The organism is Kitasatospora sp. NPDC127067, from assembly GCF_042724755.1.
GTDB lineage: Bacteria > Actinomycetota > Actinomycetes > Streptomycetales > Streptomycetaceae > Kitasatospora > Kitasatospora lactacystinica.
On record NZ_JBHXEM010000057.1, the window covers coordinates 15830 to 31591 of the forward strand.

The following is a 15762-nucleotide window of genomic DNA, read 5'->3' on the forward strand; positions in this document are numbered from 1 at the left end:
CGGTCGGTGGGGTCTCCCCCGCCGCCGTCCCGGGACATGGCACTCCGACCGAGTATACCGGTGGATCACTCGCCCTTTTCCCCGGGCTGCTCCTCGGCCTTCTGCTCCGGCTTCGCGGGCGCCTTCCCGTCCTTCTTCCCGGCCTTGCCCTCCACCCTGCGCTCCCCCCGCAGCCGCCCGCGCGTCCACTCCACCACGTCCGCGTACCGGGCCTCGCCGCCGCGCCTGGTCGGCCGGTAGTACTCCTTGCCGTGCACCGCGTCCGGCGCGTACTGCTGGGCGGCGATGCCCTCCGGCAGGTCGTGCGGGTACCGGTAGCCCTGGCCGTGGCCGAGCTTGCCCGCGCCGCCGTAGTGCGCGTCCCGCAGGTGGGGCGGGACGGCGCCCGCCAGGCCCTGCCGGACGTCCGCCAGCGCCGCGTCGATCGCCAGGTAGGCGGCGTTGGACTTGGGCGCCAGGGCCAGCGCGATGGCCGCCTGGGAGAGGATGATCCGGGCCTCCGGGAAGCCGATCAGGGCCACCGCCTGGGCCGCCGCCACCGCCGTCTGCAGGGCCGTCGGGTCGGCCAGTCCAACGTCCTCGCCGGCCGAGATCATCAGCCGGCGGGCGATGAACCGCGGGTCCTCCCCCGCCTCGATCATCCGGGCCAGGTAGTGCAGGGTGGCGTCCACGTCGCTGCCGCGGATCGACTTGATCAGCGCGCTCGCCACGTCGTAGTGCTGGTCGCCGTCCTTGTCGTAGCGCACCGCCGCCTGGTTGACCGCCGTCTCGGTGGTGGCCAGCGTGATGCTCGACTCGCCCTTCTCCAGCGCCGCGCCGGCCGCCGCCTCCAGTGTGGTGAGCGCCCGCCGGGCGTCCCCGCCGGCCAGCCGCACCAGGTGGTCCTCGGCCTCCGCGGACAGCTCCAGCGCGCCCTCCAGGCCGCGCTCGTCGGCCACCGCACGGCGCAGCAGCGCCCGGATGTCCTCGTCGGTCAGCGACTCCAGGGTGAGCAGCAGCGAGCGGGACAGCAGCGGGGAGATCACCGAGAAGTACGGGTTCTCGGTCGTCGCCGCGATCAGGGTCACCCAGCGGTTCTCCACGGCCGGCAGCAACGAGTCCTGCTGGGCCTTGGAGAAGCGGTGGATCTCGTCCAGGAAGAGCACCGTCTCCCGGCCGGACATCCCGACCGCCCGCCGGGCGCCGTCGATCACCGCCCGGACCTCCTTGACCCCGGCGGTGATCGCGGACAGCTCCACGAAGCGGCCCTCGACCGCCTGGCTGATCACGTGCGCCAGCGTGGTCTTGCCGGTGCCGGGCGGCCCCCAGAGGATCACCGAACTGGTCGCCGCCGGGCCCCGCGAGCCCGCGACCAGCCGGCGCAGCGGCGAGCCGGGCTTCAGCAGCTGCCGCTGCCCCGCCACCTCGTCCAGGGTGCGCGGACGCATCCGTACGGCCAGCGGAGCCCGGCCGGGCTCCCTGGTCTGGCGTTCCTCGGCTGCGGCGGTGAAGAGGTCCGGTTCGTCCACACCGGAAGCCTATGCGAGGCCCCGGACAGCCCGGCAAGGCACGCGACGGGCCCGGCCTACTCCAGCCCGGCGGCGTGGTCCGGGACGTACTTCTGCAGGTCGCGCGGGGGCCGCTGGTAGCCGTGCGACGCGGGGCGGGGCGGCAGTTCGACCTGCCGGGCCTTGATCTCGCGGTACGGCACGGTGGACAGCAGGTGGGCGATCATGTTGATCCGGGCCCGGCGCTTGTCGTCGCTCTCCACCACGTGCCAGGGCGAGTCCGGGGTGTCGGTGTGGATGAACATCTCGTCCTTGGCCCGCGAGTAGTCCTCCCAGCGGGTGATCGACTCGACGTCCATCGGGGAGAGCTTCCAGCGCTTCATCGGGTCGCCCAGGCGGTCCCGGAAGCGCCGCTCCTGCTCGGTGTCGCTCACCGAGAACCAGTACTTGCGCAGCAGGATGCCCGACTCGGTCAGCATCCGCTCGAAGGTCGGGCACTGGTGCAGGAACTGCCAGTACTCCTCGTCGTTGCAGAAGCCCATCACGCGCTCGACGCCCGCGCGGTTGTACCAGCTGCGGTCGAACAGCACGATCTCCCCGGCGGCCGGCAGGTGCTCGACGTACCGCTGGAAGTACCACTGGGTCTTCTGCCGTTCGGTCGGCGTGGGCAGCGCCGCGACCCGGGCGATGCGCGGGTTCAGGTACTCCGTCACCCGCTTGATCGCTCCGCCCTTTCCGGCGGCGTCGCGTCCCTCGAAGACCACCACCAGCCGGGCGCCCTCGGCCCGCACCCACTCCTGGAGCTTCACCAGCTCCTCCTGGAGCCGCAGCAGCTCCCGCTCGTACGGCTTCCTGGCCAGTTTCTCCGGCTTCCCGGTCCGCCGCTGCTCGGCCACCCTCGGGTCCTCCGTTCGGTCGAATGCTGATGAGCATTCACCGTAGGCGCCGGCGGCCGGATCCGCAGGTCGGCGAGGCCGTGGCGACCGGGCCGGTCTCGTGGACCGGCCCCGGGAGAGGCGCCCGAGGGAGCGGCGCTCGGGGTGGGGCAAGAGCCTGGAGGCAGGCTCTATACGGCGACGAAGGGCTCGGGGTAGCGGCAGAGCCCGCGCGGGGCGCCGTCGTACGCCGCCAGCGGAAGCGCCTGGAAGTACGCCTCCGGCACCTCGAACGGGCCGGTGACCTCGTGCCGCCCGGCCGGCGCGAAGCCGAACCGCCCGTAGTACTCCGGATCGCCGAGGACGACCACGAGCTTCTCCCCCGCCTCCTCGGCCGCCGCCAGCACGGCCCGGACGACCAGCTCGCCGACGCCCCGGCGCTGCCACTCGGGCGCCACCGCGACCGGCGCGAGCGCCAGCGCCTTGCCGTCGCCGACCCGCAGCCGGGTCAGCAGCGCGTGTCCGATCACCAGCCCGGCACCGTCGACCGCCACCACGGACAGCCCGGGCAGCCAGGCGGGATCGCGGCGCAGCGCGTCCACCAGGTCCGCCTCGTCCGGCCCCGGGAACGCGGCCATGTGGACGCGTCTGGTCGCCGGGACGTCGTCCGGACATTCGACTCTCGTCGTGACCTGCATTGAGTCAACCCTCCCTGTGTCACACACCGTTGTGGACCGGCCCCGGACGACGGGCGAGCCGTCCGGGGCCGTTGCAGGTTAGCGGATGACGCGACGTCAGGACTTGGGCTGAGCCTCGCCCTTGGCGTCCTCGCGGACCTTCGGCTGGGCGTCCACGCCGGCCTCGCGACGCTGCGCCGGGGTGATCGGGGTCGGGGCGCCGGTCAGCGGGTCGCCGCCGGTGGACGTCTTCGGGAAGGCGATGACGTCCCGGATGGTGTCGTACCCGCCCAGCAGCGTGACGATGCGGTCCAGGCCGAAGGCGACGCCACCGTGCGGCGGCGGGCCGTAGTTGAAGGCGTCCAGCAGGAAGCCGAACTGCGAGGCCGCCTCCTCCTCGGAGAGGCCGATCGCGTCGAACGCCCGCTTCTGCACGTCGCGCTGGTGGATACGGATCGAACCGCCGCCCAGCTCCGAGCCGTTGAGGACCAGGTCGTAGGCGTTGGAGAGCGCCGAGCCCGGGTCGGTGTCGAAGGTGGCCAGCGACTCCGCGGTCGGGGCGGTGAACGGGTGGTGCACCGCGTGCCAGCCCTGGAACTGGCCCTTGTCGTCCTCGATCGGCTCGAACATCGGGAAGTCGACGACCCAGAGGAAGGCCCACTGGGACTCGTCGATCAGCTCGCAGCGGCGGCCGATCTCCAGACGGGCGGCGCCGAGCAGCTCCTGCGAGGCGCGCTCCTTGCCGGCCGCGAAGAAGATCGCGTCGCCGTTCTTGGCGCCCGCGGCGGCGGCGAGGCCGGCCAGGTGCTCCTCGGAGAGGTTCTTGGCGACCGGGCCGCGCAGCTCGCCGGTCTCGGCGTCGATGAGCACGTAGGCGAGGCCGCGGGCGCCGCGCGCCTTGGCCCAGTCCTGCCAGGCGTCCAGCTGCTTGCGCGGCTGCGAGGCACCGCCGGGCATGACCACGGCGCCGACGTACGGGGCCTGGAAGACGCGGAAGTCGGTGCCCTTGAAGTACGCGGTCAGGTCGGTGAGCTCCTGGCCGAAGCGGACGTCCGGCTTGTCCGAGCCGTAGCGGCCCATGGCGTCCGCGTAGGTCATCCGCGGCAGCGGGTTGGGGATCTCGTAGCCGTGGACCTCGCGCCAGACGGAGCCGATGATCTTCTCGCCGAGGGCCAGGATGTCCTCCTGGTCGACGAACGAGGCCTCGATGTCCAGCTGGGTGAACTCCGGCTGCCGGTCGGCGCGGAAGTCCTCGTCGCGGAAGCAGCGGGCGATCTGGTAGTAGCGCTCCATGCCGGCCACCATCAGCAGCTGCTTGAACAGCTGGGGCGACTGCGGCAGGGCGTACCAGTGGCCGGGCTGGAGGCGGACCGGGACCAGGAAGTCGCGGGCGCCCTCGGGGGTGGAGCGGGTGAGGTACGGCGTCTCGATGTCGAGGTAGTCGTTCTCCTCCATCACCCGGCGGATGATGTTGTTGACCTTGGAGCGCAGGCGCAGGCCCTTGGCCGGGCCCTCGCGGCGCAGGTCCAGGTAGCGGTAGCGCAGCCGGACCTCCTCGTTGACCGTGCCCGGCTCGTACTCGGCGACCGGGAAGGGCAGCGGGGCGGCCTCGGAGAGCACCTCGATCGCGCTGACGACGACCTCGACCGCGCCGGTCGGGATGTCCGGGTTCTCATTGCCCTCGGGGCGGACCCGGACGTCGCCGACGACCTTGACGCAGTACTCGGCGCGCAGGCCGTGCACCGAGTCGAGGTCGCGGACCACGATCTGCACGGTGCCGGAGGCGTCGCGCAGATCGATGAAGGCGACGCCGCCGTGGTCGCGGCGGCGGGCGACCCAGCCGGCCAGGGTGACGGTGGTGCCTGCGTGCTCCGGGCGGAGCGTGCCCGCGTCGTGCGTGCGGATCACAGCTGCTTCTCCTTCAGGGTGGTGACGAGTGCGTCGAGGGCGACGGGGGCCTGTTCGCCGGTGCTCAGGTCCTTGAGCTGGACGACGCCCTCGGCGAGGTCCCGGTCCCCGGCGATCAGGGCGAAGCGGGCGCCGGACCGGTCGGCGGACTTCATGGCGTTCTTGATGCTCTTGACGCCGAAGGCGAGGTCGGTGGCGACGCCGGCCCGGCGCAGCTCGACCACCTTGGCGAACAGGATGTTCTTGGCCTCCTCGCCGAGCGCGACGGCGTAGACGGAGGTGGCGGCCGGCAGGTCGAGGTCCACGCCCTCGGCCTCCAGGGCCAGGAAGGTGCGGTCCACGCCGAGGGCCCAGCCGACGGACGGCAGCGCGGGGCCGCCGATCATCTCGGACAGGCCGTCGTAGCGGCCGCCGCCGCCGATGGCGGACTGGGCGCCGAGGCCGTTGTGCACGAACTCGAAGGTGGTGCGGGTGTAGTAGTCCAGGCCGCGGACCAGCTTCGGGTCGTCGACGAAGGCGACGCCGTTGGCGGTGAGCAGCTCGCGGACCTTCTCGTCGTACGCCTTGCACTCCTCGCACAGGTAGTCGCGGAGCATCGGGGCGTCGGTGAGCTGGGCCTGCACCGACTCGCGCTTGTCGTCGAGGACGCGCAGCGGGTTGATCTCGGCGCGGCGGCGGGTCTCCTCGTCCAGGTCCAGGCCCGAGAGGAACTCGATCAGGGCGGCGCGGTAGACCGGGCGGCACTGCTTGTCGCCGAGGCTGTTGAGCAGCAGCGAGTAGTTGCCCAGGCCCAGCGAGCGGAAGGCGTCGTCGGCCAGGATGATCAGCTCGGCGTCCAGCGCCGGGTCCTCGGCGCCGATCGCCTCGGCACCGACCTGGGAGAACTGGCGGTAGCGGCCCTTCTGGGCGCGCTCGTAGCGGTAGTACGAGCCGGAGTACCAGAGCTTGACCGGCAGGTTGCCCTGCTTGTGCAGGTTGGCCTGGAGGGCGGCGCGCAGCACCGAGGCGGTGCCCTCCGGGCGCAGCGCCAGCTCGTCGCCGCCCTTGGTGGTGAGGGTGTACATCTCCTTGGAGACGATGTCGGTGGACTCGCCGACACCGCGGGAGAACAGCTTCACGTCCTCGAAGACCGGGGTCTCGACGTAGCCGTAGCCGGCCCGGCGGGCGGGCGCGGCGATGCGCTCGCGGATCGCCAGGAACGTCGCGGAGCTGGGGGGCAGCAGGTCGTAGGTGCCCTTGGGGGCGGTGAAGGTGCTCAACTTCTCTTCCGTCACATTCCTCGTCGCGGGAAAGCCGGGGCGCCGGCCGCCCCCGCTGCCTGTCGGAGGTAGGGGTTGGTGGCGCGCTCGCGGCCGATGGTGGTCTGACCGCCGTGACCGGAGAGGACCACGGTGGAATCGTCGAGGGGCAGGCACACCCGGGCCAGCGAGTTCATGATCGCCGCGCTGTCCCCGCCCGGGAGGTCGGTACGCCCGATGGAGCCGGCGAACAGCAGGTCGCCCGAGAACAGCACCGGGGGGAGGTCCTCGGCACCGGGCGTCCGGAAGGTCACCGACCCCCCGGTATGGCCCGGGGCGTGGTCCACGGTGAGCTTCAGGCCGGCCAGCTCCAGCACGCTGCCGTCGGTGAGCTCGCGCACGTCGTCGGGCTCGCCGACGGTGAGCTCGCCCATCAGCTGGGTACCCAGGGAGCGGCCGAGCGCCTTCTCCGGGTCGGACATCATGTACCGGTCCTCGGGGTGGATCCAGGCCGGGACGCCGCGGGCGCCGCAGACCGGGACCACCGAGGCCACGTGGTCGATGTGGCCGTGGGTGAGCAGCACGGCGACGGGCTTCAGCCGGTGCTCGCGGACCATGTCCTCGACGCCGCGGGCCGCCTGGTGGCCGGGATCGACGATGACGCACTCCTCGCCCGCCGCCGGAGCGACCAGGTAGCAGTTGGTGCCCCAGGCTCCAGCGGGGAATCCGGCGATGAACACGCGCGTCCTTCGGGTGTGCGGCGGTCGGCTGCGGCGGCTACCAGTGGTGATCGCTGCCAGTGGTGATGTAGGTGCAGCCTACCGGCGCCGCGGGTCCGGTTGCGAACCAGATAGCGGTGACGGGGCGCCGCGGCCCGGCAGGTTCACCGGGTTCTTACAGGCCCGGTCCCTACACTTGGCCGCCGAGGGATGCGATGATCCGCTCCGGAATCCATCCACTTTTCCCGCACATCCGTAGGAGACACGGCCGGTGGTCAGCAGCGAACAACGGCGGCGGCAGCTCGCCCGAGACAAGTACGAGCGCCAGTTGGAGCGCCGGGTCGCGGCCGCGGCCGCACGCAGGCGGCGCAACACGATCCTGGGCGCCTCGCTCGCCGTCGTGGTGCTGGCCGGCGGTGGCACCCTGATCGCCACCGGCGCGTTCAGCTCGGACGACAAGGGCGACAAGAAGGCCTCGGCGAACAGCGCCCAGGCGGCGCCGACCAGCACCGACGAGCCGACCACCCCGACCCGCAAGCCGGTCGAGGGCTGCGCCGCCCCGGCGCCGGGCGCGCCCAACGGCAAGCAGTGGCAGGCCGAGCCGCCCATGACGATCGACCCGAGCGGCTCGTACGCCATGACGCTGGACAGCAACTGCGGCAAGGTGACGATCGCGCTGGAGGCCGCGAAGGCCCCGCACACGGTGAACTCCTTCGCCTTCCTGGCCGGCGAGCAGTACTTCGACCACACCAAGTGCCACCGGCTCACCACCGACGGCATCTTCGTGCTCCAGTGCGGCGACCCGACCGCCAGCGCGACCGTCCCGGGCGGCACCGGCGGCCCCGGCTACAAGTTCGCGGACGAGAACCTGACCGGCGCGACCTACCCGGCCGGCACCGTGGCGATGGCCAACTCCGGCCCGGGCACCAACGGCAGCCAGTTCTTCCTGGTCTACAAGGACACCAAGCTGCCGCCGAACTACACCCCCTTCGGCAAGATCACCGGGGGCCTGGACGTGGTGCAGAAGATCGCCGCCGCGGGCACCCTGGAGGGCTCGCCGGACGGCCACCCGATGGCCGACGTCACCTTCAACTCCGTTACGGTGGCGAAGGGTTGACCTACTCCGGGGCCCTGCGGGGGCGGCCTGCGCGCCGTCCCCGCAGGGCCCCGGACCGAAATCGCCCGGCCCGGATGCGGACAGCACCGGTCCCGGTCGCCTATGTTGGCGTTGTATAGGGTGCCCGCACCCGCCTGGCCGTCACCCTCGGCAGCAAGGCACGGCGGACGGGGACGGCGGACTCTTTCGGTCCGTCGCACATCAACTGTGGACGACGGACGCGCGCCGCCCCGGCGCGGGCGCGACGTCATGTGGAGGACGCGCTATGAGCAGCGACCCGTGGGGCCGTGTGGACGAGCAGGGCACGGTCTACGTCAGGACGGCCGACGGTGAACGCGTCGTCGGTTCCTGGCAGGCCGGCTCGCCCGAGGAGGCCCTCGCCTACTTCGAGCGCAAGTACCAGGGCATCGAGGTGGAGATCGGCCTGCTGGAGAAGCGGGTGCGCACCACCGACCTGGCCGCCAAGGACGCCCAGACCGCGCTGGAGCACCTGCGCGCCCAGGTGGTCGAGGGACACGCGGTCGGCGACCTGGAGGGCCTGGCCAAGCGGCTGGACACGCTCGCCGGCGAGATCGAGAGCCGGCGCGAGGAGCGCAAGGCCGCTCGCGCCAAGGCCCAGGACGAGGCCCGTACGGCCAAGGAAGCCCTGGTCACCGAGGCCGAGCAGCTCGCCGAGTCGACCCAGTGGCGGGAGGCCGGGGACCGGCTGCGCGCCCTGGTGGACACCTGGAAGGGCCTGCCGCGACTGGACCGCAAGAGCGACGACGAGCTGTGGCACCGCTTCTCGCACGCCCGCTCGGTCTTCTCCAAGCACCGCAAGGCGCACTTCGCCACCCTGGACGCCGAGCGCGAGAGGGCCCGGCAGACCAAGGAGGCGCTGGTCACCGAGGCCGAGGCACTGTCCTCGTCCACGGAGTGGGGCAGCACCGCGGCCGCCTACCGCGACCTGATGGCGCGCTGGAAGTCCGCCGGCCGGGCCCAGCGGGACATCGAGGACGAGCTGTGGGCGCGGTTCCGCGGCGCCCAGGACGTCTTCTTCCAGGCCCGCTCCTCGGTGTTCAGCGAGCGGGACGCCGAGCAGGTGGAGAACCAGAAGCTCAAGGAGGCGCTGGCCGCCGAGGCCGAGGCGATCCTGCCGATCACCGACCTCAAGACCGCCAAGGCCGCGCTGCGCGAGGTCAACGAGCGCTGGGAGGCCATCGGCCACGTGCCGCGCGAGGTCCGTCCGAAGCTGGACGGCCGGCTGAACACGGTCGAGCGGGCCATCCGCGAGGCCGAGGACGCCGAGTGGAAGCGCTCCAACCCGGAGGCCAAGGCCCGCGCGGCCGGCATGGTGGGCCTGTTCCAGGCCAAGGCCGACAAGATCCAGGCCGACCTGGACAAGGCCCGCGCGGCCGGCAACGCGTCCAGGACCGCCAAGCTGGAGTCCGAGCTGGCCGGCGTGCAGACCCTGCTGGAGCAGGCGCACCGGAGCCAGGAGGAGTTCAGCGGCTGACCGCCCCGAGCGCTGAACGGCGAAGGCCCCCGGGAACGCTCCCGGGGGCCTTCCGCGTACCCGCGCGCTACTTGCGGGCGGAGGTGACGCGGTAGACGTCGTACACGCCCTCGACGCCGCGCACCGCCTTGAGCACGTGGCCCAGGTGCTTCGGGTCGCCCATCTCGAAGGTGAAGCGGCTCATCGCCACCCGGTCCCGGGAGGTCTGCACCGCCGCCGACAGGATGTTGACGTGCTGGTCGGAGAGCACCCGGGTGACGTCCGAGAGCAGCCGGGAGCGGTCCAGCGCCTCGACCTGGATGGCCACCAGGAAGACCGAGGACTGGGTGGCCGCCCACTCGACGTCGATCATGCGCTCCGGCTGCTGGCTCAGCGCCTCCACGTTGACGCAGTCGGCGCGGTGCACCGAGACGCCGTTGCCGCGGGTCACGAAGCCGACGATCGGGTCGCCGGGCACCGGGGTGCAGCAGCGGGAGAGCTTGACCCAGACGTCCTCGACGCCCTTGACGATCACGCCCGGGTCGCCCTTGGCCCGGCGGCGCACCGCGCGGCGGTTGTCGTGGGTCGGGGTGGCGGTCTCCGCCAGGTCCTCGGTCGCCCCCTCCTCGCCGCCGAGCGCCTGCACGAGCTTCTGCACGATGTTCGGCGCGGCGACGTGGCCCTCGCCGATCGCGGCGTAGAGCGAGGAGATGTCGGGGTAGCGCATCTCGTGGGCCAGGGTGACCAGCGAGTCCCCGGTCAGGATCCGCTGGATCGGCAGGCCCTGCTTGCGCATCGCCCGGACGATCGCCTCCTTGCCGTGCTCGATCGCCTCCTCGCGGCGCTCCTTGGAGAACCAGGCGCGGATCTTGTTGCGGGCGCGCGGGGACTTGACGAAGCCCAGCCAGTCCCGGGAGGGTCCGGCGTTCTCCGCCTTGGAGGTGAAGACCTCGACGGTGTCGCCGTTCTCCAGGGTCGACTCCAGCGGCACCAGCCGCCCGTTGACCCGGGCGCCTATCGTCCGGTAGCCGACCTCGGTGTGCACCGCGAAGGCGAAGTCGACCGGGGTGGCCCCGGCCGGCAGGGCTATCACGTCACCCTTGGGGGTGAAGACGAAGACCTCGTTGCTGGCCAGGTCGAAGCGGAGCGACTCCAGGAACTCGCCCGGGTCGGCGGTCTCCTTCTGCCAGTCCAGCAGCTGCCGCAGCCAGGCCATCTCGTTGACGGCGCCGGCCTTGTCCTCCTTGCGGACCTGGGTCGGGGTGTCGGTGCGGACCTTGGACGCCCCGGCCACCGCGCGCTGCTTGTACTTCCAGTGCGCGGCGATGCCGTACTCGGCCCGCCGGTGCATGTCGAAGGTGCGGATCTGCAGCTCGACCGGCTTGCCCCCGGGACCGATCACCGTGGTGTGCAGCGACTGGTACATGTTGAACTTGGGCATCGCGATGTAGTCCTTGAACCGCCCCGGCACCGGGTTCCACCGCGCGTGGATGGTGCCCAGCGCCGCGTAGCAGTCGCGGACGGTGTCGACCAGGACCCGGATGCCCACCAGGTCGTAGATCTCGGCGAAGTCCCGGCCCCGGACGATCATCTTCTGGTAGACCGAGTAGTAGTGCTTCGGCCGGCCGGTGACGGAGGCGGTGATCCGGGCGCCGCGCAGGTCCGCCTGGACCTGGTCGATGACGGTCGCCAGGTACTCGTCCCGCTTGGGGGCGCGCTCGGCGACCAGCCGGACGATCTCGTCGTACATCTTGGGGTAGAGGATCGCGAAGGCGAGGTCCTCCAGCTCCCACTTGATGGTGTTCATGCCCAGCCGGTGCGCCAGCGGGGCGTAGATCTCCAGCGTCTCGCGGGCCTTCTTCTCCTGCTTCTCCCGCTTGAGGTAGCGCATCGTGCGCATGTTGTGCAGGCGGTCGGCGAGCTTGATCACCAGGACCCGCGGGTCCTTGGCCATCGCCACGACCATCTTGCGGACGGTCTCGGCCTGCGCGGCCTCGCCGAACTTGACCCGGTCCAGCTTGGTGACGCCGTCCACCAGCAGGGCCACCGAGTCGCCGAAGTCCTTGCGCAGGGTCTCCAGGCCGTAGTCGGTGTCCTCGACGGTGTCGTGCAGCAGCCCGGCCATCAGGGTCGGGGCGTCCATGCCGAGCTCGGCCAGGATCGTCGCGACGGCCAGCGGGTGGGTGATGTACGGATCGCCGCTCTTGCGCTTCTGTCCGCGGTGCCACTTCTCGGCCACCGCGTACGCCTTCTCGATGTCGCGCAGCAGCGCCGGGTCGGCCTTGGGGTCGTTCGCCCGGATCGAGCGGAACAGCGGCTCCAGGACGGGGTTCAGCACGCTGGAGCGCTGGCCGCCGAGGCGGGCCAGGCGGGCGCGCATGCCGCCGGTGGAACCGCGGCCGGACGGGCCGAGCGAACGCGAGGAGGTCGGCGCCGGGCGTGCCGGGGTGGCCCCCGAGGGCGTGGGACGGTCTTCGGGGGCGGCCGCTGCGGCCGTGGGCACAACCTCGTCGGGCAAGGACAACTCCTCGGGGCACCGGGGCCGACCCCTGCCGGGGCCCGGACGTTCGGGGACAACCGGGAGGGGATGAATCTTCATGGTACCGAGCCGGGCGCCGGGGTGTTCATCCGGCCGGGCCAGGAAACGGAAGGACGGCGGTCGGATGTTCCGACCGCCGTCCTCCCGACGGATCCGTCAGACCGTGACCAGCGTCTCCAGCGGAGCGCCGCCCAGGTGCCCGGCCAGCCGCTCGCGGCCGTCCAGGAAGCCCAGCTCCATCAGCACCACGACGCCCGCCAGCTCGGCCCCGGCCTCCTTCACCAGGTCCAGCGAGGCGCCGATGGTGCCACCGGTGGCCAGCACGTCGTCCACCACCAGCACCCGCTCACCGGGCGTGAAGGCGTCGCACTGCACCTCCAGCGTCGCCGAGCCGTACTCCAGCTCGTACGAGCGCCGGAACACCTCGCCGGGCAGCTTGCCCTGCTTGCGGATCGGCACGAAGCCGAGCCCGGCCGCGAAGGCCGCCGGGGCCGCCAGCACGAAGCCGCGCGCCTCCAGGCCCACCACCTTGGTCGCACCGAGCTCCGCGGCCCGGTCCGCCAGCGCCCGGGTGAGGGCGCCGAAGGCCTCGGCGTCGGCGAGCAGCGGCGCGATGTCCTTGAACAGCACACCCGGCTTCGGGTAGTCCGGGACGTCCCGGATCCGGCTGTTCAGCAGCTCGGCCAGTGCGGTGTCGGCGGTGGTCACGGTGGTGTCCTTCACGGTCTGGTGGGGCCCCGGGGTCGTGGCCGGGGTCAGCGCTTGGTGGACGGACGGCCCTTGGCACGGGAGGTGCCGGCCGAGCGGCCACGCTGTCCGACCATACCCGCAGGCTGCTCCTCGCCCGTCGGCTCCTCGTCCGCGGCCTCGGCCTTGGCGGCCGCGGCGGCGCGGTGCTGGAGGACCCGCTTGCGCAGCGCCTTCATCTCCGGCTGCTCCTCCTTGAGCTGCGCCAGCAGCGGGGTGGCGACGCAGATCGAGGAGTAGGCACCGGCGGCGAGGCCGATGAACAGCGCGAGCGAGATGTCGTTCAGGGTGCCGGCGCCCAGGAGGCCGCCACCGATGAACAGCAGTGCGGCGACCGGAAGCAGTGCCACCACGGTGGTGTTGAGCGAGCGCACCAGGGTCTGGTTGAGGCCCGCGTTCGCGGCCTCGCTGTAGGTGAGCTTGTTCTGCTTGGTGAGCCCCTTGGTGTTCTCCTTCACGGTGTCGAAGACGACGACCGTGTCGTAGAGCGAGTACCCGAGGATGGTCAGGAAGCCGATCACCGTACCCGGGGTGACCTCGAAGCCCACCAGGGCGTACACGCCGATGGTGATCAGGAGGTCGTGGATGAGGGCGACCAGGGCGGACACAGCCATCCGCCACTCGAAGGCGATCGCCAGGTAGACCGTCACCAGGACCATGAAGACGATCAGACCGGTGAGTGCCTTCTGGGAGATCTGCTTGCCCCAGCTGGGGCCGATCACCTGGGCCTCGACGGTGTCCAGCGGCACGCCGAGCTTCTGCGAGAGCTCGGCGCGGATCTGGTCGGAGCTCTTCGGCTCCTCGGTGCTGACCTGGATGCGGATCTTGCCGTTGTCGGTCGACTGCACCAGCGGGTGCGAGGAGACGACGCCGTCCGCGGTTTCCTGTGCCTGGGAGACCGTCAGGCCGGGCTTGGCCACGGTGTAGACCGAGCCGCCCTTGAACTCGATGCCCAGGTGCAGGCCCATGGCCAGGCCGATCGCCGCGACCAGCACGATCACGCCGGAGATGGAGTACCAGAGCTTGCGGCGTCCGACGAAGTCGAAGCTGACTTCACCCTGGTAGAGCCGGTGGCCCAGGTTGGAGAAGCGTGACACGGTGTCAGGCCTCCTTCACGGCGGCAGAGGAGGGGTTACGGCGACGGCTGCTGCGCAGCGGCGGGCGGGCGCCCAGCCGCTTCGGGTCCAGGCCGGACCACGGGTGGCCGTTCAGGAAGAACTTGCGGCGGGCCAGCAGCGTGATCAGCGGCTTGGTGAAGAGGAAGATCACCACGACGTCGAGAGCCGTGGTCAGACCCAGGGTGAACGCGAAGCCCTGGACCTTGCCGACCGAGACCACGTAGAGCACGGCGGCACAGAGGAAGGACACGAAGTCCGAGACCAGGATGGTGCGCCGGGCGCGCGGCCAGGCCCGCTGGACCGCCGGGCGCAGCGGGGCGCCCTCGCGGACCTCGTCGCGGATGCGCTCGAAGTACACGATGAAGGAGTCCGCCGTGATGCCGATCGCGACGATCGCACCGCAGACCGCCGGCAGGTTCAGCGCGAAGCCGATCGCGTTGCCGAGCAGGCTCATGATCGAGTAGGTCAGGGCCGCCGAGACGAGCAGACCGGCGATCGAGACCAGGCCGAGGCCGCGGTAGTAGACCAGCGAGTAGGCGACCACCAGCAGCATGCCGATCGCGCCGGCCACCAGGCCGGCCTTGAGCTGGTCGCTGCCGAGCGCCGGGGAGACGGTGGTGATGTCGCTCTTGACGAACTCCAGCGGCAGGGCGCCGTAGCCGAGCACGTTGGACAGGTCCTGCGCCTCGGTCTGGGTGAAGCGGCCGGTGATCACGGCGCTGCCGCCGGGAATCGCGTTCTTGACCTCGGGGTGCGAGACGACCTGGTTGTCCAGCACGATCGCGAACTGGTTGTTCGGCGGGGCCTGGGTGGCGAGCTGGCCGGTGATCTTGGTGAAGTCGTCGGTGCCGGTGCCGTTGAACTGCAGCTGGACCTGCCAGCCGGCGCCCGACTGGGTGTCGAGGCTCGGCTGGGCCTTGGAGACGTCCGAGCCCTTCACGGCGACGGGGCCGAGGGCGAGCTTCTCGTAGTAGCCGTTCTCGGGCTTCTGCGAGCAGGCGACGACGGCCTTGTCATCGGCGCCGGTCTGGGCGGTGCGGACCTCGGGCTTGGAGCAGTCCAGGGCGGCGAACGCGGCGGTCAGCTCCGGCGGCACGGTGCCCTGGGTCATCGCGGCGGTGAGGTCGGCGGCGCTCGGCGGGGTGGCCGCGGCACTCGGGGCGCCGGTGGCGGCGGCGGAGGGCGCGGTGCTCGCGCCGGTGGCGGCGGCGGTCGGGCTGGCGCCCTCGGCGGCCAGGGCCTCGCTCGCGGGGCGGCCCTGCTTGGTGGCGCTCGCGGACGGGCTGCCGGTCGCGGCGGCGGACGGGGTCGCCCCCGGGGTGCCGGTGGCGCCCGCGGACGGGGTGCCGGTCGGCACCGGAGCGGTGACGCCGCTGGGCGCCACGGCCAGGACCGGACGGAAGAACAGCTTGGCGGTGGTGCCCACCTGGTCCGCCGCGTTCTGCTGGTTGCCGCCCTTGGGGATGTTCACGATGATCGTGTTGTCGCCCTGGGTCTGGACCTCCGCCTCGGAGACACCCATGCCGTTGACGCGGCGCTCGATGATCCCGGTGGCGATGTCCATGTTGGACTTGCTGATCGCCTTGGGATCGGTCGACTTCGCGGTCAGCGTGATGCTGGTGCCACCGGCGAGATCGATCCCGAGCCTGGGCTTGGTGGTGCCCGTCCCGAACATGAGGGCGACCAGTCCGACGGTGACGACCAGGATGAGGGCCAGCGCCCGCCCTGGGTAGCCGTCGCGCGGGCGCGACTTGGGTGTTGCCACCTTGCTCGTTTCTCCCTGTCCATGCCACTTCCCCGACCGGACCCCCGTCCGGCTCGTGGCGGGACAGGGGTCCGGCGGTTCTGCGGCCCTGAGGTCCT

12 protein-coding genes are annotated in these 15762 nt (G+C 71.7%); 2 read left to right on the forward strand and 10 right to left on the reverse strand.

All coding sequences use genetic code 11. The features are described from left to right. Positions 1-65: 65 nt before the first annotated feature. The 6 genes from ACFWJ4_RS22705 to ACFWJ4_RS22730 form a co-directional block, all read right to left on the reverse strand. A complete protein-coding gene (locus ACFWJ4_RS22705) occupies positions 66-1508 on the reverse strand; it encodes a replication-associated recombination protein A (protein ID WP_380546465.1) in 1443 nt (480 codons plus the stop codon). 56 nt (positions 1509-1564) lie between these two features. Continuing rightward, the gene (gene ppk2 / locus ACFWJ4_RS22710; protein ID WP_380546467.1) at positions 1565-2383 is read right to left on the reverse strand and encodes a polyphosphate kinase 2; all 819 of its coding nucleotides are present in this window, start codon (positions 2381-2383) and stop codon (positions 1565-1567) included. A gap of 170 nt (positions 2384-2553) precedes the next feature. Beyond that, positions 2554-3060: a GNAT family N-acetyltransferase gene (locus ACFWJ4_RS22715; RefSeq protein WP_380546469.1), complete on the reverse strand. Its 507-nt coding sequence runs from the start codon at positions 3058-3060 to the stop codon at positions 2554-2556. A 96-nt stretch (positions 3061-3156) separates the two neighbouring features. Then, the gene (gene aspS / locus ACFWJ4_RS22720; RefSeq protein ID WP_380546471.1) at positions 3157-4947 is read right to left on the reverse strand and encodes an aspartate--tRNA ligase; all 1791 of its coding nucleotides are present in this window, start codon (positions 4945-4947) and stop codon (positions 3157-3159) included. Next, positions 4944-6206 carry a histidine--tRNA ligase gene (hisS, locus tag ACFWJ4_RS22725; RefSeq protein ID WP_359897464.1) on the reverse strand — a complete coding sequence of 421 codons (1263 nt, stop codon included), beginning with the start codon at positions 6204-6206 and terminating at the stop codon, positions 4944-4946. Before hisS ends, aspS begins: the two co-directional genes overlap by 4 nt. Before the next feature lie 11 nt (positions 6207-6217). Beyond that, a complete protein-coding gene (locus tag ACFWJ4_RS22730; protein ID WP_380351198.1) occupies positions 6218-6925 on the reverse strand; it encodes an MBL fold metallo-hydrolase in 708 nt (235 codons plus the stop codon). A gap of 250 nt (positions 6926-7175) precedes the next feature. Here ACFWJ4_RS22730 and ACFWJ4_RS22735 point away from each other — a divergent pair, with 250 nt between their 5' ends. Next, entirely contained in the window at positions 7176-8021 is an 846-nt protein-coding gene (locus ACFWJ4_RS22735; protein WP_380546473.1) for a peptidylprolyl isomerase, read from the forward strand. 265 nt (positions 8022-8286) lie between these two features. Continuing rightward, positions 8287-9516 carry a DUF349 domain-containing protein gene (locus tag ACFWJ4_RS22740; protein WP_380546475.1) on the forward strand — a complete coding sequence of 410 codons (1230 nt, stop codon included), beginning with the start codon at positions 8287-8289 and terminating at the stop codon, positions 9514-9516. Between the two features lie 67 nt (positions 9517-9583). On the opposite strand, the gene ACFWJ4_RS22745 is transcribed toward ACFWJ4_RS22740, so the two are convergent. From ACFWJ4_RS22745 to secD, 4 genes are all read right to left on the reverse strand, one after another. After that, positions 9584-12094 (reverse strand): RelA/SpoT family protein, encoded by a 2511-nt coding sequence (locus ACFWJ4_RS22745; RefSeq protein ID WP_380351201.1) that lies wholly within the window; start codon positions 12092-12094, stop codon positions 9584-9586. A gap of 96 nt (positions 12095-12190) precedes the next feature. Then, positions 12191-12742, reverse strand: a complete 552-nt coding sequence (locus tag ACFWJ4_RS22750) for an adenine phosphoribosyltransferase (RefSeq protein ID WP_049651822.1) — start codon at positions 12740-12742, stop codon at positions 12191-12193. A 47-nt stretch (positions 12743-12789) separates the two neighbouring features. Next, positions 12790-13878, reverse strand: a complete 1089-nt coding sequence (gene secF / locus ACFWJ4_RS22755) for a protein translocase subunit SecF (protein ID WP_380546477.1) — start codon at positions 13876-13878, stop codon at positions 12790-12792. Positions 13879-13882: 4 nt separating this feature from the next. Next, on the reverse strand, positions 13883-15664 hold the full coding sequence (gene secD / locus ACFWJ4_RS22760; RefSeq protein WP_380546479.1) for a protein translocase subunit SecD: 1782 nt from the start codon (positions 15662-15664) through the stop codon (positions 13883-13885). Between the last annotated feature and the right edge of the window lie 98 nt (positions 15665-15762).

What these genes read in the sequence shown, in the direction of transcription:
- ACFWJ4_RS22715 (WP_380546469.1), bottom strand. Translation starts at nt 3,060, where the DNA reads ATGCAGGTCACGACGAGAGTCGAATGTCCGGACGACGTCCCGGCGACC.
- ACFWJ4_RS22740 (WP_380546475.1), top strand. Translation starts at nt 8,287, where the DNA reads ATGAGCAGCGACCCGTGGGGCCGTGTGGACGAGCAGGGCACGGTCTAC.
- ACFWJ4_RS22745 (WP_380351201.1), bottom strand. Translation starts at nt 12,094, where the DNA reads ATGAAGATTCATCCCCTCCCGGTTGTCCCCGAACGTCCGGGCCCCGGC.